This is a genomic window from Paenibacillus doosanensis (assembly GCF_025060755.1).
Taxonomy (GTDB): domain Bacteria; phylum Bacillota; class Bacilli; order Paenibacillales; family NBRC-103111; genus Paenibacillus_S; species Paenibacillus_S doosanensis.
Genome location: NZ_JANYUY010000023.1, coordinates 1 through 18101 on the forward strand (window position 1 = coordinate 1; position 18101 = coordinate 18101).

The 18101-nt window shown below is 54.5% G+C and carries 16 protein-coding genes; 3 read left to right on the plus strand and 13 right to left on the minus strand.

Features of this window, described 5'->3' with window-relative positions; translation table 11 throughout:
* Positions 1-826: 826 nt before the first annotated feature.
* Positions 827-1735 carry a hypothetical protein gene (locus tag N0M98_RS17300; protein ID WP_259618643.1) on the minus strand — a complete coding sequence of 303 codons (909 nt, stop codon included), beginning with the start codon at positions 1733-1735 and terminating at the stop codon, positions 827-829.
* A gap of 191 nt (positions 1736-1926) precedes the next feature.
* Entirely contained in the window at positions 1927-2943 is a 1017-nt protein-coding gene (locus N0M98_RS17305) for a LacI family DNA-binding transcriptional regulator (RefSeq protein WP_310943901.1), read from the minus strand.
* Positions 2944-3477: 534 nt separating this feature from the next.
* On the opposite strand from N0M98_RS17305, the gene N0M98_RS17310 reads away from it, so the two are divergent.
* On the plus strand, positions 3478-4821 hold the full coding sequence (locus N0M98_RS17310) for an ABC transporter substrate-binding protein (RefSeq protein WP_259618644.1): 1344 nt from the start codon (positions 3478-3480) through the stop codon (positions 4819-4821).
* Positions 4822-4974: 153 nt separating this feature from the next.
* Complete coding sequence (locus N0M98_RS17315; protein ID WP_259618645.1) at positions 4975-6018, plus strand: glycoside hydrolase family 113 protein; 1044 nt, start codon at positions 4975-4977, stop codon at positions 6016-6018.
* Between the two features lie 156 nt (positions 6019-6174).
* Here N0M98_RS17315 and N0M98_RS17320 read toward each other — a convergent pair whose 3' ends face one another.
* The 9 genes from N0M98_RS17320 to lplA all read right to left on the minus strand — a co-directional run bounded on the left by N0M98_RS17320 (position 6175) and on the right by lplA (position 15670).
* The gene (locus tag N0M98_RS17320; protein ID WP_259618646.1) at positions 6175-7287 is read right to left on the minus strand and encodes an NADH:flavin oxidoreductase; all 1113 of its coding nucleotides are present in this window, start codon (positions 7285-7287) and stop codon (positions 6175-6177) included.
* 224 nt (positions 7288-7511) lie between these two features.
* Positions 7512-8453 (minus strand): ABC transporter substrate-binding protein, encoded by a 942-nt coding sequence (locus N0M98_RS17325; RefSeq protein ID WP_259618647.1) that lies wholly within the window; start codon positions 8451-8453, stop codon positions 7512-7514.
* Between the two features lie 23 nt (positions 8454-8476).
* Complete coding sequence (locus tag N0M98_RS17330) at positions 8477-9502, minus strand: FecCD family ABC transporter permease (protein ID WP_259618648.1); 1026 nt, start codon at positions 9500-9502, stop codon at positions 8477-8479.
* Position 9503: 1 nt separating this feature from the next.
* Positions 9504-10508, minus strand: coding sequence for a FecCD family ABC transporter permease (locus N0M98_RS17335; protein ID WP_259618649.1), 1005 nt, complete (start codon positions 10506-10508; stop codon positions 9504-9506).
* 125 nt (positions 10509-10633) lie between these two features.
* Positions 10634-12274: a helix-turn-helix domain-containing protein gene (locus N0M98_RS17340; RefSeq protein ID WP_259618650.1), complete on the minus strand. Its 1641-nt coding sequence runs from the start codon at positions 12272-12274 to the stop codon at positions 10634-10636.
* A gap of 459 nt (positions 12275-12733) precedes the next feature.
* The gene (locus N0M98_RS17345) at positions 12734-12922 is read right to left on the minus strand and encodes a hypothetical protein (protein ID WP_259618651.1); all 189 of its coding nucleotides are present in this window, start codon (positions 12920-12922) and stop codon (positions 12734-12736) included.
* Positions 12923-13007: 85 nt separating this feature from the next.
* Positions 13008-13685, minus strand: a complete 678-nt coding sequence (locus N0M98_RS17350; RefSeq protein ID WP_259618652.1) for a Rossmann-fold NAD(P)-binding domain-containing protein — start codon at positions 13683-13685, stop codon at positions 13008-13010.
* Positions 13686-13769: 84 nt separating this feature from the next.
* Positions 13770-14348, minus strand: coding sequence for a hypothetical protein (locus N0M98_RS17355; RefSeq protein WP_259618653.1), 579 nt, complete (start codon positions 14346-14348; stop codon positions 13770-13772).
* Between the two features lie 335 nt (positions 14349-14683).
* A complete protein-coding gene (gene lplA, locus N0M98_RS17360; RefSeq protein WP_259618654.1) occupies positions 14684-15670 on the minus strand; it encodes a lipoate--protein ligase in 987 nt (328 codons plus the stop codon).
* 243 nt (positions 15671-15913) lie between these two features.
* Between lplA and N0M98_RS17365 the strand changes: the two genes are divergently transcribed.
* Positions 15914-16942, plus strand: coding sequence for a class I SAM-dependent methyltransferase (locus N0M98_RS17365; RefSeq protein WP_259618655.1), 1029 nt, complete (start codon positions 15914-15916; stop codon positions 16940-16942).
* A 166-nt stretch (positions 16943-17108) separates the two neighbouring features.
* On the opposite strand, the gene N0M98_RS17370 is transcribed toward N0M98_RS17365, so the two are convergent.
* Complete coding sequence (locus N0M98_RS17370) at positions 17109-17420, minus strand: hypothetical protein (RefSeq protein ID WP_259618656.1); 312 nt, start codon at positions 17418-17420, stop codon at positions 17109-17111.
* A gap of 169 nt (positions 17421-17589) precedes the next feature.
* On the minus strand, positions 17590-18090 hold the full coding sequence (locus N0M98_RS17375; protein ID WP_259618657.1) for a hypothetical protein: 501 nt from the start codon (positions 18088-18090) through the stop codon (positions 17590-17592).
* Between the last annotated feature and the right edge of the window lie 11 nt (positions 18091-18101).

An 18101-nucleotide genomic window follows, 5' to 3' on the forward strand; every position in this document is an offset into this window, starting at 1 on the left:
TCGATACGTCTAAGCCTACGTATTTTATGGTATCCTTCATAGTACAGACTCTCCTTTGCAATTTAGCTCTGATTTTGGTTTTGGTTTAGCTTCTACTACACCATTATTCCCAAAATTAACCTAAGACGTTGCACTGACGGGGAGTCTGTCTCGTTCATGATAACTGTTGCAAACGGATTCTTTGGATTGTTTTAACGCTTACGCTTTTCCAGATTCAAATGGCCCCTCCGCTCTTTTTTCACCAGGCTTCTAAGAGTCTGTCCGATAAGCGGCCGAAGAGTCGATAGAAAGTTGGAGCAGCGTAAGCGATCGCCTTTGTAGACGGATTTTCTTTTCTCCGCTTTAGCGGTTCAAAATGAAAAAAATCCGGCTACAACAGCGCGTGGAAACTTCTATCGACCGCAGGACACGACGAAATCACCACACTTCTAAAGCATATCATAAAAAAGTTGGCAGGATAAACAACATATGGATAAAATGAAAAACAACCCGTTCAAGCTTCATGAAGAAGCGTGTACGGGTTGTTGCTAAGAGAGCGCTGGGCGCAATGCAAACTGTAACGGACATGTCAGCCGTTATTGACGACCATATCGGCCTTTATCATTTCTAACGGACACGGATGCAGCTATGATGATCCATATGCCGCCGGAGCGAGCCGATTGAGGCGAATAAGCGCCATGACGTCCGTTAGCATTTGCAAAACGGCGAATTGACGCGAATTAAGCGCCATGACGTCCGTTAGCTTACCGCTTCCACCTGAGCAGCCGCGGTCAGCGCGCGAAGCGTGCCCGCACAAGAATTCTACGCGCAGGAAAGCCTGTCTCCGTCAGCTGCTGGAGCCCCCGCTGGAATGCGAGCTGCTGGAGGAAGAGCTGCCTATGCCGCCCTTGGACCCGGAAGTGCCGCTCGAAATACCGCTTGAGGAGCTGGAGCCGCTCTTGCTGCCTGAGGATACGGAAGAAGACGAGCTTCCGGACGATGAGCCGGAGCCGGACGCGCTTCCTGTCGCCGGATGCGAGCCGGAGGATGCGGCGCCGCTGGAGCTCGTTCCCGTCTTCGCTGTTCCTGTGGCGCTCGCTGAGCCAGTAGAGCCGCTTCCCGTCGTCCCGTTAGAACCGGCGTTCCCTCCGGCGCTTTTCTCCGCCGTACCGGCACTGCTGCCGGAACCGCCGTTCGCCGTGCCGAACGATCCGGTACGCGACGATGTCGTCGGCGTGTTCGCATTGCCGGACGGCGCCGGCGTCGGCGCGGTCTTGCCGCCGGTTCCCGCCGCAGGCTGGGACGGGGCCGGTGCCTGGGCTTTCCCGGCTCCGGCCGCAGCCGCGCCGATCGCCCCGATGGCGGCCCCGGCGAGCGCTCCCGTGATCAGCCCCGAAGAAATCGAGGAGCTGCGTCCGTAATAGGTCGCGCCGTCATGGTCGTAAGCGTACTGCTTATCGTACGCTTCTCCCGAATCGTCACAGCGGTTGTCGTTATTATCATCCGCGCAATAATCTTTCTGCGTGCCGCCGTACGGAGGCGCCTGCTGATTGTCCGCCGGCTGCTGCGTCGTCTCCGAGCCGCCGTTAGCCGCGGCAACCTGCTGCGCCGCATTGTTCACGGCTGCGGGAGGATTGGCCGGCGTCTGTCCGCAGCCGGCGAGCGCGGTCGCCATGAATACCGACACCAGCATCGCCGACTTATTGAGCGGAGGCGTCTTCCCTTTGTTGTGATCCTTTGCTTGTTTTTGCCGCATTGTTCCACCCCATTCGAACCTATGAATCGCATATTCATCCATTTTATCATATTGGAACGCCTGAGATCCTGCCATCATTGACAAAATTCAGGCGATTGCGCAGAGCGGCAAGCCGCCCCCCGGCTTTTTCCAATACTTACTAAGACGCAATATCCCGCCAAAAGGTTTCACTTTCCCGGCACAATACTCCGTTATAACCGAATATCCGACGACTCGCGGACAATCAGCTCGGATTCGAGCACCAGAACCCGGTCTTCTTCCTTGAGCGAGTCATGCTCCAACTGATGAAGAATTTTGTCGACGATCGCTCTGCCCATGCGAATTTTCGGCTGGCTAACCGTGCTCAGCTTCGGGGTAATGTACCGGCTGATTCTGTCATTGTCCACGCCTACGACGGCAATTTGTCCCGGAATCGCAATATTGAATTCGCGGCATGCCTTGTATACGCCGAGCGCCATTTCATCGTTAGCCGCGTAGACGGCCGAAAAGCTGACCTTCTTATCCAACAGTCGCTTCATCGCTTCATAGCCGCCCCGCTCGTTGAAATCGCCGTTCTCAATCAGCTCAGGCAAGAACGGAAGGTGATGCTCCCGGAGCGCCTTCATATACCCCTCCAACCTTTCGAAGCTGTCAATCGCATCGGCGTAACCGCTTAAGAACACGATCTCTTTATGCCCACGCTCGACCAGATGGCGCACGACCTCCTTGGAAAATTTCACGTTATCCGTAAACACGCACGGCACCTTGCCGTTCCCGACATACCGCCCGACGATGCCGATCGAATAATTCATGTCGACGATCCGCGCCAATTCCTCCTCGGACAGCTGCGGAGTGACGAGAATCATGCTGTCCACCGTCCGGTTAATCAGCAGATTAAGAAAGTCCAGTTCCTTTTCCTTGTTGTTTCCCGTATCGCAAATGATCACTTTATATTTTTGGGCGTACGCCTTGTTTTCGATGCCTTTAATAATTTCCGCATAGTAAGAGTTGTTAATTTCCGGAACAATGACGCCGATGGTCATCGTTTTCTGCGAGCGAAGGTTTTTGGCGGCCGCATTGGGCAAATAACCCAGCTCCCGAATGACCTCCATCACCTTCTCTTTCGTCTTGGCGTTAACGTTGGCCGTATTGTTCAGCACGCGGGAGACGGTAGCCGGAGAAACGCCCGCTCTTGAGGCTACATCGACAATTTTAATATCCATAGTCATCTACCTTATCCTAAGTTAGCCTTCTTGCAAGCTATTGTAAAAAATATACTGCATTGAGAAATCGATTTCAAGCATTGTTTTCATAGAATCGCGTTTCCTGTGCCGGATCAAGCGCTCATCAATGGAACCGCCCGACTCTATGATTATATTTGAAAACGATTTCTGAATGTCGTTTTTTCACATATCCCGAAAGCCTTCTATTCCCTTGCTCCATAAAGGATTGGCGTTTTTCCGCCATGAGCCGCCATGATCGGCATTTTTAATAGATTTTTATTTTCGCTTAACGATCTTTGCATTTGCTTATTGACTTCCTGATGCTGGGATTATTATAATAAACCATGAAATCGATTTCATAATTATGTTCACCTCTGACCAGTAGCTAATGGTCGAATCTGTTTTCGCCAAGCATGCGGAATGTCCTTGTTTTAAAATCGGCGCAGCGTCACCAAATTCCTTGGTAAGCGTTTTATAATAATTTATAATTGCGACCAAATCATTGCGTTTGACAAATTTTCGCCATGGGGGGCAAATAAAATGAAAAAACATACATATGCTTTGGCCGGAACCTTATTGTTGTTAGGCAGCGTCCTCGCCGGCTGCTCCGGCTCCGCTCCTGCAGCGGATACGCCCGCGTCGTCCGGCACCGCCACAGGCTCCGGCTCGGCCGCGGCGGTTGTGGATAAACCGGTGGAGCTGTATTTTTACCACAACGGCAATATTACCGAGGAGCAGTTCCAAACGATGTACGGCAACTACATGAAGGAAAAGCTGCCTAACGTCACCGCCAAATTCGTGCCCAAAGATAAAAACGTATCTCTAGCGGAAATGATCAGCAGCGGAACGACCAAAATCGATATTTTCATCGATTCGATCGGCCAAATCGGTCTGAAAGGCTCGCTTCTCGATATCGGCTTGAACCAGGATCTTACCGATCTGGTCAAAAAGCATAACGTCGACTTGAACCGTTTCGAGCCGACCACGCTGGAGGCCATTCAGGTTATGGGCGGGCTGTACGGGATGCCGATCAGCAACAGCGCGCTTGTGCTTATGTACAATAAAGACATTTTCGATAAATTCGGGGTTGCCTATCCGAAGGACGGCATGACGTGGGATGATTTGGCCGATATGGCCCGCAAGCTGACCCGTTCCGAGGGCGGAACCCAATATGTCGGCTATACGACGTCGATCAACCATTTTCTGCGGCTCAACCCATTGTCTTTGGCCAACATCGATCCGGCGGCCAAAACGGCTGCGCTCGAAACCGACGACTGGAAAAAACTGATTCAAGAAACGCTGGTGAAGCCGATGCAGGTGGAAGGCTACAACCAGGTATTGAACGACTTGCAGAAGCAGTGGTATAAGATCCCTTACCTTGACGAGTTTTCAAAAACGCGCAATGTGGCCATGTTCAGCTTCATGTACGGCGATTATTCGTGGGCTAAGGATATGAATTGGGACGTAGCGGCGCTGCCGACGTTCGCGGATAAGCCGAAGATAGGCAGCCAAGCTTATCCCAGCTATATGTTCGTCACTTCAACCAGCGAGCATAAGGATGAAGCGATGGAAGTCATCAAATTGTTTATTTCGGACGACTACCAATCCCAGCTGTCCAAAACCGGAGGCATCACCATTTTGAAAGACGAAGCGATCAAGCAGCAGTTCGGCTCCGAAACGCCGTTGAAGGATAAGAACATTAAAAACGCCGTCTTTTACAACGCCTTCGCTCCTGCGGCTCCAAAAACCAGATTCGACACCTATGTCGAAGACGGGATTCGCGGTCAGATTACCCCTCTCTTGTTAGGCGAAACGGATCTGAATACGGCGCTGCGAACGGCGCAGGAAGGGATCAACAAGAAGATCGAAGCCGATACCCAATAATTGATTGCCGAAATATACGACGGCCTCCAGACGCTTCATTATAGCGCCGGGAGGCCTTTTTTCTGCCGCTCGTTCTCCGTTATACGGTTACATTGACTAGAATCCGTAAATACCAGATAATGAAAACTACGCTGATTCGAGGTGATTTCCACGATGACGAATTCCTCTTTACGGTGGAAAGGTATCCACTACGATGTCGGCACGCATACGCGCAGCCGGCATACGTCGTCCCGCGACACGTTCGATCACGATATCGTGCGCCGGGAAATCGAATTGATCCGAAGCGAGCTGAACTGCAATGCGATCCGCATTTCCGGTCAGGATATCGAGCGGCTGACCTTCGCCGCGGATTGCGCGCTGGAGCAGGGGCTGTCGGTATGGTTCTCGCCCGCATGGATCGACGCAACCGAACCGGAGACGCTCCGCTATTTCGCCGAATGCGCCGAAGCTGCGGAGAAACTGCGCCTGCGCTCACCCGAGGCCGAGGTGATCTTTGTAGCCGGATGCGAGCTTTCCTTATTCATGAGCGGGCTCATTCAAGGGCGCACCAGCTTCGACCGCATTCAGACGATGATGAAGCCTTGGCTGCTGCTCAAAAGCACGCTTGTCAAAGGCTCCTTTCACAAGCGGCTCAACCGTTTCCTTACCCGGGCGACCGCGGAGATCCGGCGGCATTTTCACGGGCCGGTCACTTATGCTTCCGGCTCCTGGGAGAACGCGGATTGGTCGCTGTTCGATATCGTCGGCATCGATTATTACCGGGACGCCATGAACCGAGATTCTTACCGGGATAAGCTGAAAGCTTATTTGGCCTATGGCAAACCGGTCGTCGCCTTGGAGTTCGGCTGCTGCACTTATCGGGGAGCGGAGGACAAGGGCGGCTACGGCTGGGCCATCGTCGATCACGATGCGTCGCCCAAGAAGCTCAAAGGCCGTTATGTACGGGACGAACAGGTGCAGACCGCCTACATGGAGGAACTGCTTCGCATTTTCCGGGAAGAAGGAGTCAGCGGCGCCTTCTGGTATACGTTCGTCAGCCAGACGTACCCGTACGCCGAGCGGCCGGAATACGATCTGGACACGGCCAGCTACAGCGTCGTCCGAACGATTCCCGGGCGGCATGGAACCGTCTATCCCGATATGCCCTGGGAGCCGAAGCGATCGTTCTACGCGCTGGCCGCATGCTATAAGGAATAACCTTATGCCGGATCGCCGATAGCGCGGCCGTCCACCATAACCGTCCAGTCTTTCAACTCGCCGCCCTGCCGCGCGCCCTACAGAGCTAACCCTCCGCCGATTGTTTTATCGTACGGGCTGTCTTCGCGCCAGCAGAAATTTGTTCATATTTATCCTCTACAGAAGCGCTTGGGTCGCTTCGGGCGTGAACGGGGTAAGCTCGCCGGTGCGGCCTTCCTTCACTTTGACGGCCCACGCCGGATCGGCCAGAAGCGCGCGGCCTACGGCGACCAAGTCGAACTCCTGACGCTCCAGTCTGTCGAGCAAGCCTTCGATCTGCTCATTGGCGGCGCCTGAGCCTTCCCGGAAGTAGCTCATAAAATCCCCGTCCAGTCCTACGGAACCGACGGTTACCGTAGGCTTGCCGGTCAGCTTCTTCGTCCAGCCGGCCAGATTCAGCTCCGAGCCCGCAAATTCAGGCTCCCAGAAGCGGCGGGTCGAGCAGTGGAACAGGTCGACCCCCGCGTCCGTCAGCACCGTCAAAAACCGTTCAAGCTCCTGCGGGCTCTCCGCCAGCCTGGTCGTATATTCGGCCGTTTTCCATTGGGAAAAACGCAGCATAATCGGGAAATCCGGCCCTACCGCGCGGCGGCAAGCTTCTATAATTTCCACGGCAAACCGCGCGCGGCCGATCAGATCCCCTCCGTAACGATCCGTGCGCCGGTTCGTCCGCTCCCAGAAAAACTGATCGATCAAATAACCGTGTGCGCCGTGCAGCTCAATACCGTCGAACCCGAGCCGTTTGGCGTCGGCGGCTCCTTGAGCGAACGCTTCGACGACGGCCGCAATCTCCTGCTCGGTCATCGGCTCCGCCACCTTGGCGCCCGAGGCGTCGAGCCCGGACGGACCGATCGGCATCGCTTCGGGATTGGGCAGATCGCCGACTTTGCGCTGCGTTCCCACATGCCACAGCTGAGGCATAATTTTGCCTCCAGCCGCATGAACTTCTTCGACTACGCGCGCCCAGCCGGCAAGCGCTTCTTCACCGTGAAAATTCGGGAGGTTGGGACTCCCCCCGGCAGCCGGGTGATTGATCAGCGTCCCCTCCGTCACGATCAGGCCGACTTCGTTCTCCGCACGGCGCCGGTAATATGCGGCTACATCCGGTCCGGGAACTCCGTTCGGCGAAAAGCCGCGGGTCATCGGGGCCATAACGATGCGATTGGCCAGAGACAGTGTGCCTCCTTGAAACGGTTGAAACAAAGCTTGAACGGATCGTGAATCAGTCATTATCGATTTCCTCCATCCTTATAATAACTAGCAGCGGAAGATGCATAGTGCCATTATAGCAATATTCCGATAAAAGTACACTGCATTAACCGGCTGGACTGCAAGGGCGTGAACGTCTTCTCCGGCAGGCCCGTAAATGGCAAAATCCGCGGCTTGACGGCCCGTTTCGGCCGCCTGCTGCGGATTGCGGTTGAATCTATTCGATGGCGGGAGATATCCCTTCTTTATTTGGTAAACAGCTTTTCCGCGTCGTCCAAAGCCATGCTGTGGCCAAGCGACGAATAATCGAGCCATTTTTGCCCGTCGAGCACGTAGACATGATTGTTTTTCACTGCCTTTAAATTTTGCCAGACCGGATTCGTCTTCAGCATATCGAAGTTTTTCTTGGCCTCGTCCCCGGTGCTTACGATGACGAAGATCGCGTCGGCGTTGAAATCAGGCAGTACCTCCTGAGAAATCACCTGGTACGGATCGTTGACGATTTTCTCCACGCCGTCGGCCGGCTTCAGCTTCAAGTCCTCGAACATAATCGGGCCTAGCGGACGCTTCATCCCCATAACGCGCAGCTCCTTGGCCGTCGTGCGGATCGCCATGACTTTGGCGTTTTCGCCCAGTTCCTTCTTAATGATCCCCTCCACTTTCTTCGCCTTCGTCTCATAATCCTGAATAAACGCATCGGCTTCCTTCTCGCGTCCTACCTTCGTCGCTATCCGTTTCAAATGATCGCGCCAAGTGCCCTGATCCATATCGATCGTCTCGGTGGGGGCGATTTTCTGAAATTTGCTGATATCCTTGCCGCTGTATACTTCGTCCAAATAAATGACGTCCGGCTTGGAAGCCAGTACAGCTTCCATATCGGGGTCCGTCACGACGCCGTACTTGGCAACCCCTTGCAGACGATCCTTCACATGCGGCAGGAAGTCTTTGACATCGCCGCCGATAACGGAGCCGATCGGAGTGATTCCGAGCGCCAGCAAGTTGTTCGTAATATGAATCGACATCGAGGCGATTTTGGCGTTGGCGCCGGACTGAGCCGTCTTCTCCGCAGCCGGCGCGCTCGAGCCTTGCGTATTGGCAGCGTCCTGTTTGGCCGCGCCTTGTCCGCCGCATGCGGTCAGCATCCCGGCGATGACCAGACTTAAGATCGTTAATCCTGCTTTTTTCATGTTGTTTCCATCCTCCGAATGAATTATGTTTTCGATCTGAACAGCAAGTAAATAAAATACGGGCCTCCGATAGCTGCGACGACCACTCCCGCAGGAATGGCGTTCGGCTGAAAGATCGACCGTCCGATCGTATCGGCCGTCACCATAATAACGAGGCCGATCATGGCGGCGACAGGCAAAAAATGACGGTGCTGCGGTCCGGCAAGCCGCTTTGCAATATGCGGAGCAATCAGGCCGATGAAGCCGATCCCTCCGGCCATCGCGACGCTAGCGCACGATAACGCCACGGCCAGCGCCAGCATGGCGATGCGGCTTTTCGTCACAGGGCTGCCGACGCCGGTGGCCACCTCGTCCCCCATCGCAAACAAGTCGAGCGATCGGGAATTCATATAAGCCAGAGGGACCAAAAGAATAATCCACGGGGCCAAAGCCGCCGCATGAACCCAGTCTCTCCCCCATACGCTGCCGGCCAGCCAGCGCGCAGCGAAAGCGTACGTATCCTGATCGAGCCGCAGCGACAAGAACAGCGTGACCGCGCTGACTCCCGCCTCGACGGCAATGCCGACCAGAATGAGGCGAATCGGCAGCAGCCCCCGGAAGCGGTCGTAAGCGAGCGCGAAAATGACGGCAGCGATCAGAACGCCGCCGGTAAACGTAAACAGAGGAATCCACAGAGCCGCCGGTCCTTCCATCGTCCGAAAAAAGGAAATGAACACAATCAGTCCGAATGCGGCTCCCGCATGAATCCCTAGAATGCCAGGGTCGGCTAGGGCGTTTCTGGATATCCCTTGCAGAATGGCTCCGGAGACGCCGAGCCCGATGCCCGCCAGTATCGTCACCACAATGCGGGGCAGCCTGTACTCGAATAAAATCATCGTATCCTGCCCGCTGCCGTAGCCGAGCAGCGTCTTCGCCACCGTTAGCGGCGACAAGCGGATCGAGCCGGTGTTGAGACTGACGATAATGACAACCAGTACGATTATCGCCAGCGCGAGGCTCGCGATAACGGCTCTTCGGGTGCGCCGCCTGGCCAACCCCTCTATGTTCATGCTACAGCTCCCTCCCTTCCTTACGCGCCAAGTACAGGAAGAAAGGCACGCCGACCAGAGCGACCATCGCTCCGATGGCGAACTCTCTCGGCGGCTGAACCATGCGCGAGGCAAAATCCGCCCAAACGAGCAGCACGCCCCCTAGAATGGCCGATAAAGGAATAACAAACCGGTAATCCACGCCGATTAACCGGCGCACGATATGCGGAACTACCAGCCCGACGAAGCCGATGGAGCCGGCTACCGATACGGAAGCTCCCGCGAGCATGACGGCCGCCGTCATGCCCAGCAGCCGGATACGGCTTACGTTGGCTCCCAGGCTCGCCGCCGACTCTTCCCCGAGCGATAAGAAGGTGATGGAACGCCCCATCGAAACCGCCCACAGCAAGGTCAGGAGTACGATCGGAGCGAGCAGCTTCAGATGTTCCCATTTGACGCCGGCCACGCCGCCCGCATACCAAAATGCCAGATCCTGACTAAGCTCGTAATAAATCGCGATCCCTGTGCTGAGGGAATGCAAGATCGCAGCGACGACGGCTCCGGCAATCGTCAGCCTGAGCGAGGTCAGCCCGCCCTGCGTCGCCGATCCGAGCATGACGATGAAGATCGTGCTGAGCGCCGCTCCGGCGAAGGAAAGCAGAATGAGATTCATATAAGAGAGCCCCGGCAAAAAAGCGAAGCTGAGCGCCACGACGAAGGCCGCCCCCGCGTTCACTCCGAGTATGCCGGTGTCCGCCAGCGGATTGCGCGTGACCCCTTGCATAAGCGCGCCGGCCACAGCGAACGCCATCCCTGTCACAACGGCTCCCAGCACGCGGGGCAGTCTTAATTCATGGATAATCTGATCCGTCGTCAGATCCGGATTGTAATGAAATACGGCCGACCATACCGTGCCGAGAGTCATCTCTTTGGCTCCGTAGGAGACGGCTATAAACATGGACGCTAGCAATGCGGCAGCGGACACGATAAACCAAAGGCAGGTCGTATACGATTTCTTCCATTTCATAAGCTTCTGTAGCGTGACGCCCCCTTTTGCCTATCTATTAATATTGAGAATCATTTTCAATCCTATTATAGCTTCGTTTCATCAGGAGTACATGACATAATTCAAGATCGTTCGATGGATATTTTCTAGAAATATTCGGCCTGCATGGAGCGATAGCCTATAAATTGTTCGATCTCGTCAAGCTGCCGGTCGATGCCGTAAGGCGCATACACCATCCATTTATCCCAGTCAAGAAAATATACCCGCTTGCTGCGCACGGCCGGATGCTTGATCCATGACGGGTTGGAACGCAGCCAATGCAGCATCCGCTTTCTGTCGCTTTCCGTTTCAATTACAAGAAACAAATAATCGCTCTCGTACTGAAGCAGCTCGTCCGGTATAATCGCCGTCCAGTTATAACCCGTTCCGGGGAGATAAGGCTTCATCGATTGTGCGGTCCTCTCCGGAGGCTTCAGCTGAAGCGATCGGTAAAAGACATGCCCGATATTTCTCGAACCGTAAATTCTCAGCTTATGTTCGCGCCCTACGCAGATAGTGACGACGGCGTCGCCGAGTGACATGCGCGCCTTTCGTCTAAGCCCCTCCGTCCTGAGCTCATGATGCTCCAGCCATCGCCGCGCCGCCTCGTGCCTATTGACGAGCCCGGCAATATCCCGCATATGCGTGAACACATCCTTGCTTGTCCAATCGATGCCGATGATCGGGGCTATATCGTTAATATGCTCCCTTGCTTTGGGCAATACGTTGTCTTTCGTAATAATTAAATCCGGTTTCACGAGGAGAAACGCTTCCCGGCTGGCTTCCCACGGCTCGGATGCGTGCTTGGGCAGATTCAGGGCTCGGGTCTCGACAGGGATATGCCGGTGCACCTGCGCCGCGCAGGGAGTCAGCCCCAATGTGACCAAATGGTCCGTATAAGGCGCAGACAGCGATACGATGCTGGCGTGATCCTTCTTTATGTACAAGCTCGGCGCGCTCCCGCTCGTTTCCTTAAACCGGCGGCTGAAATAAAATTCGTCCGCGTAGCCGACGCTGCCCGCGACTTCGCGAACCGGCTTATCGGTCAGCAGCAGCATTTCCTTCGCCTTGTTCATTCTCAGCTGAGTCAAATATGCAATCGGCGTTTTTCCCATCTCTTGTTTAAACACCTGCGAATAATAAGACGGATGCAGCTGCGCCATCTCGGCCAGCGTATCGATGCGGATATCTTCCCGGTAATGCCGCTGCATATAGCTTGCCGTCAGCCTCAGCCGATCTTCCAAATCGTTTACGGCGGCAGGGGCAGCCGTGTGAAGTATTCCGTCCAGCAGCTCCTGCAAGTAGTGCTGGGCCAGAAACCGACTTTCTCCCTTGGCCCTTCCGCCTTCGGATACAAGCAAAAATAAGAGACGTTTAAAGCGGCTACCGCTCGCTTTCACATGTCCCTGAACCGGGAAAGTCCTCTCGCGCTCGAACGATCGGACTTGATCCCCGCTCTCCGCGCTCCGGTATATATCGTAAGCCGCCCAGTACATTTCCGCCTGCGAAGCGAGCTTCAGCTCAAGCGTCGAGCCCGGTGCATAAACATATAGCGAATCCTTGGATATTGCCTCTTTACGGCCATTCACCCGGATTTGTCCTTCTCCCTGAACGATATAAATTACCGCGTGGTGCTTCAATGGACTCGAAGCGTCAAACCAGGACGGGGTTTGGGGGCTTTTGCCGACTTCGTCTATTTCGAACAAAGTTCCTTTGAGAAACTCATCGTTTTCCGAAAAAGGTTTCACAAGCGATGTCATTCCTTCCTTGCTGTAAGGTGCGGCGGCTCTGGCGTCCGCGAGGCCATTTATGAATTTGATAATCATTCTCATTTATTATAAAAGAAAAACCGTCTCCGCTCAATACGCAAAGCTCCGATTCGCTGTCATTCCCGTCCAAACGGATCAACATAAAGCGTATAATACCCCCACAAAGCCATCCATGCCGCTGACAGTGGGGCCTTGACTTCGAAGCTGATTCAGGTACTTTGCAGGGAACCCCGAAATTATAAATTATATACTGCAGAACAAATCCCCCAAAAGTGACGTGATGCTCTGAAGCTTATTCCGTCCGCACCCAGCCTAAGCTGGATCGGCGTCTAACCCTTCCTCTGGGATCGTTCTATGGGGTAGACTTTACTTTCGGGGGAGACCCCGGATATCCACAGGATATGGCTGCGCATCATTTCCTAAACAAAAAAAGCTTGATTACTCAAGCTTTCGGCCTTTTATTTTCTTAACGATAAATTCTACAATACCGGACACCAGGGTCGTAATCGCGATCATTCCCATGGCATACGGCACGACGAGCGGCACCACTCTGTAATCCGATATATGCATCCAATGGAGAACGAGCGGATACATGAGCAGCAGCGCGATAAACAGGGTCAGCTTCATCCGGCGGTTCATTTCCCTTCCAGCAGAGTCAATCCTAGTTTACAAGAGCGGCAATTTCTTTTCAAACCAAATGAGATTCGTCTTCTCAACCCTCGCCGTTCGCCAGCTTCCGAATATCGCTGGGCTCCAATATGCGGGCGGGATAGCCCGTTTGCGCAGCGTGAATCATCGCCAATCCCACTTCCTTCAGCGTGTTGACATGGCCGGGAAACAACCGGCGAAGTCCCGGGTACATCCAGGATAACGCTCGATACCATGAATGGGTATAGCTCAAGCCTTCCGTAGGATGGATATATCCCGGACGGAACATATAAGCCGCCCGGAACGGAAGGCGCAGCAGCTCGTTCTCCGTTCTGCCCTTGACTCTGGCCCACATGCTGCGCCCCTGCTCCGTGCTATCGGTGCCCATCCCGGTTACGTAGCAGAAGACCATCTCCGGATTGTGTCCGGACATAAGGCGGGCCGCATGCATCGTTACATCGTACGTGATCCGCCGGTACTCCTCTTCCTTCATCCCGACGGACGATACGCCCAAGCAAAAGAAGCAGGCGTTATATTGACGCCATTCCACCTGCTCGGCCGAAAGCTTCATAAAATCAGATAGGATGATTTCCTTTAGTTTCGGATGAGAGACGCCGCACGGCTTGCGGGTTATCGCAAGCACCTGCTCTACATCGGGATGCTCCAGGCATTCATGCAGCACCCCTTCTCCTACCATACCGGTAGCGCCGGTTATCATCGCTCTTACTTTGTCAGCCGCCATACCGCTTCTCTCAACCCCTGTCCCTATTTTCCGATATTGAACATGCCTTCCTTGTCCTCGATGAACCGGCAGGAATCATTCGCACTAATACCCTACGGAAAGCACCCTCCGGCTGTCGTCAACCTGACGAAAAACAAATGCCCCGACGCTTTGCGGTTCCAGCAGTCCGTTATATACCGCGAAGCCATTTTCCACATCCATTTCAATGAAGATGGACGAAGCCTTGCGCACCTGCTCCAACGAGGCGGGAATCTCTTGATCCAATGCGTCGTTCGACACAATAATTTGCTTGGCGTCGGGATGTTTGCTCTGCGCCACGATGAGCGTGTCGTATTGATTGTCGGAAGTGAGAGAAGCCGACCACGTCCTAAGCAGCGTATCCGAGGGATCTCTGGGAAGAAGAGCGGTCATATGGGTCACCCGGTGCAGCACCTTCCACTTCGTCTCCAGGAGCATGGCGCGCAGACCGCCTTCCGAATTGGCGATGACGATTTTTTTGTCGCCCATCGTTTTCTCGTACACAACCGGCGCTTCCGGAAGCGAAAAAGTTTTCCGAATCGCTGCGGATTCGCTGAAGAAATATCCTCCTCCTGCAGCTTCGGGCAAATACCACACGAGGCAAAGGAAGATCGCTATCGCCCATACATATCGCCGCCGCTTCATCTTATGCCCCCCTGATTATTGCCGACATGCCGCAAGGACATTGCGGGTCTAAGGCGGCTTATAGCTATATTTGGATGATACCTGAATGACAATTTTCTCACATTGTACCAACCGTTTGCTCGTTTGTAAACTGCCGAAAGCGGCAAAACAAACGCGGGCAGCCGCCCGGAACGTAAAGTCCCGGACCGCCGCCCGCGTCTTATCCTGCCGTATGTTTTCTCGCAACGATCATAAACCGCCGCGAATTGGTTCTAATTCCGCCCGGCGTGCGATACCGCGCGGCAAATTGCCCGAACCGTTTTCGTTGACATTCGTTTACTCCGGCCGCTCTCCGGCTACAGCAGCAGTTCGAGCCACTCTTCCTTCGTTACCGGCCCGAAGTAATAAGGCAGATCGATGACTTCCAGCAGCTCGGACAGCGCCTTGGCATCGTATCTTACGCCTGCCAGCCGCGCGGCAAACTCCTGCACGTCGCCGACTCCGAAGAAATCGCCGTACACGGCCGCGCTGCGGATAAGCCCCTCTTCCACATCGAGCCGCACATCGAACGTGCCGGCTGGCAGCCGCTTCATCATGTGCACGTTGAAAGCGGGCGATTGCCCGTAGTTCCAGTCCCAGCTGCGATAGCGTTCGTCCGCCAGCCGATGAACGGCCGCCCAATCCGCTTCCGTCAGCTTGTACTCCGTCGGAACGGCTCCGGCGAATATGGAGTGAAGCAGATGCGCTTTGAACTCCGCAACCGTCATCGGCTTGTCCAGAAATTCGGTAATGTTCGCCACGCGGCTGCGCACCGACTTCACACCTTTGGATTGAATTTTCAGCGGATTGACGTTAAGCGCCGACACGACATGGTCGATCTGGGAGTCAAACAGCAGCGTCCCATGGGTAAACATCCGGCCTCTTGTGGAAAACTGCGCATTCCCCGATATTTTACGCTCTCCCACCTGGATATCGTTACGGCCGCTTAATTCGGCTTGCACGCCGAGCTGATGCAGCGCACGCACGACGGGCTCGGTAAATTTGCGATAATTGTTGAACGACTTGCCGTCATCGCGAGTGATGAAGCTGAAGTTCAGATTACCCTGGTCATGATACACCGCTCCCCCTCCGGACAGCCGCCGGACGACATGAATCCCGTTCGCCTCGACGTAATCGCGGTTAACTTCCTCGGCCGTATTTTGATTTTTGCCGATAATAATGGAAGGCTCGTTAATGTAAAACAGCAAATAATCGTTCTCCCCGGGCAGCTGACGAAGAATATATTCTTCCAGCGCCAAGTTTAACGCCGGGTCCGTTATATTGCGATTATCAATGTACAGCATGGTTCTATGTCCTCTCCTTATAACCTGCAAAATGCCGGTGATTTATGCCGGATGGCAGCTTCTATCAGCATATCACGGAAAAGGCGCAAATGCCTAATACGATATCGTTCCGTGCGGATCTCCGGGGTGAAGGGGCCGCTTATGCGTAATGCGTACAACCGCCTGACGGCTGTGCCGGCATACGGCATGGCCATTCCCTTTTTACTCTCTGCCGCATATATCGTAATGAGGTGAAGAATAATTATGACCACAGAAAAGAACCTAGAGCAGGAACGGGAAATCGACTGGCCGCAAATCTTAAGTCTGCTGGACCGGCAGTTCGATGCCGTCGCGGCGTCGGCCCACCGGACATTAAGCGATCGGGAGAGCCTGTCCTTGCTGATGTGGTTGGTGACCGGCATTGCCCGATACGGCTTTTTGACCCATGAGAGAAAGATGGCCATTTTCGATAAAGCGGAACAGCTCGGCGTTCATATGATGCCGGTGCATTTTTACAGTCCGGTGCCGCCCAAAAACGAGCTGACGCCGCGCGATTTCGCCAAATACGACGCTTGCGGAATCGATCTGAACGCCGGGGAACAGTTCTCCCGGCTGGAGAGCATGGCGCCGTTCTTATCCGAGCTGGCGGATATTCCTTACGATCCTCCGGCCTCGGAGCATCAATATTACTATAACAATTCCGCCTTTTGCGGGATCGACGCGAGCGTATACTACGCGATGATCCGGCAGGCGCAGCCTGCCCGCGTCATTGAAGTCGGCGCCGGTTTCTCCACGCTGATGGCCGCGAGCGCGATCCGCAAAAACGGCCGCGGCACGCTGACCGCCATCGAGCCTTACCCTTCCGATGTACTGCAAAAAGGCTTCGAAGGCCTGCATCGGCTCATCCCTTCGAAGGTTCAAGATGTCGATACCGCCTTATTCGAAAGCCTGGAGAAAAACGATATTTTGTTCATCGACAATTCCCATGTCAGCAAAATCGGTTCTGACGTCAACCATCTGTTGCTGCGGGTGCTTCCTCGCCTGCGAAGCGGCGTCATCGTTCATCTCCATGACCTGTTTATTCCGTACGAATATCCCGAAGATTGGGTGAAACAGCTGAATTTATTCTGGAACGAACAATACGTAGCGCAGGCTCTGTTAACGCACAGCACGAAATTCGAAGTTTGGCTGGCGCATTACTTCCTGTCCCAGACCGATTACGACAAACTGCGCGCCCTGCTGCCGCATTCGCCGCATCATATCGGATCTTCGTTCTGGATCAAGGTCAAGTAGAGCCAGCCGGCAGCGAGCCGCCGGTGCGGTTCATCGGCCGGGAATTCTTGCGCCTCCGCCGCAGCGCGAACCCGGCTGCCCGCCCGGTTCGGTTCGGGATTAACGGGACCGAAAGGCCCATCCGTCCGACCGGCGGCGAATCGTCCGACGGCGGCGCTCCGCCGCCTTAGTCGTATTTCTCGTCGTCGATCCGCAGCTTCCGCTCGACAATGAGCTCCAGCTCCGTTTCCAAATTCAAATATAACGGATCGGGCAGCTTGGAAATGATATGCTCTACAAACGGCAGCCGCAGCGCATCATCGAGCGAAGCGGGCTTCGGTTCCAACTGTACATACCATAAGCGCAGCTTATCGATAAACGCGTAGAAGGCATGCTCGAATCCGTCGGCCGCCTCCTCCGCTTCGTCCATTTCCGAGCCCGCCATCGCCTTCCAGCGGCGCAGAGCCGCATCCAACGCTTGTTCGACTTCCTCTGACATCGGCTTCCGCCTCCTCATCCTATTTCTAACGTCCGTCAAGTTCCTATTATACTATATTCGTCTGATGCCCTACTACTTGTCCCGTTTGTCACTGCAGCTTGCCCGCCTCCCCCGATGCGCGCGAATAAACCGGATGCAGCCGCGGCAGCCGGTTCCGCGCTTGACGGATTCACTCTGACGTCAAATGAAATGCGATTTCGCATAGCGAGCCGATCGGGAGCAGCTCGTTTAAATACTCGGTCATACGCGTCTGGTCGTCCGGCTGCACACGGCTTAAGCCGTAGTAATCGAAATGAACGACGGCCTGCTCCGGATCGTAATCATTGAATCGGATATGCCCATCGGCGAACGTATTCATCGTATCAATAATCGCCTCTTGATCGAGATTTCCCTTCAAGGCGGCCGTTCTGAACGGATCGGGCAGTTCCTTCGCCTGCGGCACGTTGTCTTCTTGGACCATATGATAGGCCTTCACTTGAAAGCATAGAGACGGATTCAAATAATCCGATGCGAACTGCTTCAGCTTCCGCATCTCGGTTTCCGTCAGCTGCAAATCCTCATTCCATGCATAGATCGTAGCCTTATGCCGGCCGTTCGTATGAACTCGGCAGTAGAGAATATGCGGAAACCGGGTTCGAATCAGCTGCTCGGATAATAAACGGGTTCTCATAACAGTCACCT

Coding starts and splice junctions, on each gene's coding strand:
- N0M98_RS17330 (WP_259618648.1), bottom strand. CDS start 9,502: ATGAACATAGAGGGGTTGGCCAGGCGGCGCACCCGAAGAGCCGTTATC.
- N0M98_RS17305 (WP_310943901.1), bottom strand. CDS start 2,943: ATGACTATGGATATTAAAATTGTCGATGTAGCCTCAAGAGCGGGCGTT.
- N0M98_RS17350 (WP_259618652.1), bottom strand. CDS start 13,685: ATGGCGGCTGACAAAGTAAGAGCGATGATAACCGGCGCTACCGGTATG.
- N0M98_RS17320 (WP_259618646.1), bottom strand. CDS start 7,287: ATGACTGATTCACGATCCGTTCAAGCTTTGTTTCAACCGTTTCAAGGA.
- N0M98_RS17345 (WP_259618651.1), bottom strand. CDS start 12,922: ATGAAGCTGACCCTGTTTATCGCGCTGCTGCTCATGTATCCGCTCGTT.
- N0M98_RS17325 (WP_259618647.1), bottom strand. CDS start 8,453: ATGAAAAAAGCAGGATTAACGATCTTAAGTCTGGTCATCGCCGGGATG.
- N0M98_RS17370 (WP_259618656.1), bottom strand. CDS start 17,420: ATGTCAGAGGAAGTCGAACAAGCGTTGGATGCGGCTCTGCGCCGCTGG.
- lplA (WP_259618654.1), bottom strand. CDS start 15,670: ATGCTGTACATTGATAATCGCAATATAACGGACCCGGCGTTAAACTTG.
- N0M98_RS17365 (WP_259618655.1), top strand. CDS start 15,914: ATGACCACAGAAAAGAACCTAGAGCAGGAACGGGAAATCGACTGGCCG.
- N0M98_RS17335 (WP_259618649.1), bottom strand. CDS start 10,508: ATGAAATGGAAGAAATCGTATACGACCTGCCTTTGGTTTATCGTGTCC.
- N0M98_RS17315 (WP_259618645.1), top strand. CDS start 4,975: ATGACGAATTCCTCTTTACGGTGGAAAGGTATCCACTACGATGTCGGC.
- N0M98_RS17375 (WP_259618657.1), bottom strand. CDS start 18,090: ATGAGAACCCGTTTATTATCCGAGCAGCTGATTCGAACCCGGTTTCCG.
- N0M98_RS17300 (WP_259618643.1), bottom strand. CDS start 1,735: ATGCGGCAAAAACAAGCAAAGGATCACAACAAAGGGAAGACGCCTCCG.
- N0M98_RS17355 (WP_259618653.1), bottom strand. CDS start 14,348: ATGAAGCGGCGGCGATATGTATGGGCGATAGCGATCTTCCTTTGCCTC.
- N0M98_RS17310 (WP_259618644.1), top strand. CDS start 3,478: ATGAAAAAACATACATATGCTTTGGCCGGAACCTTATTGTTGTTAGGC.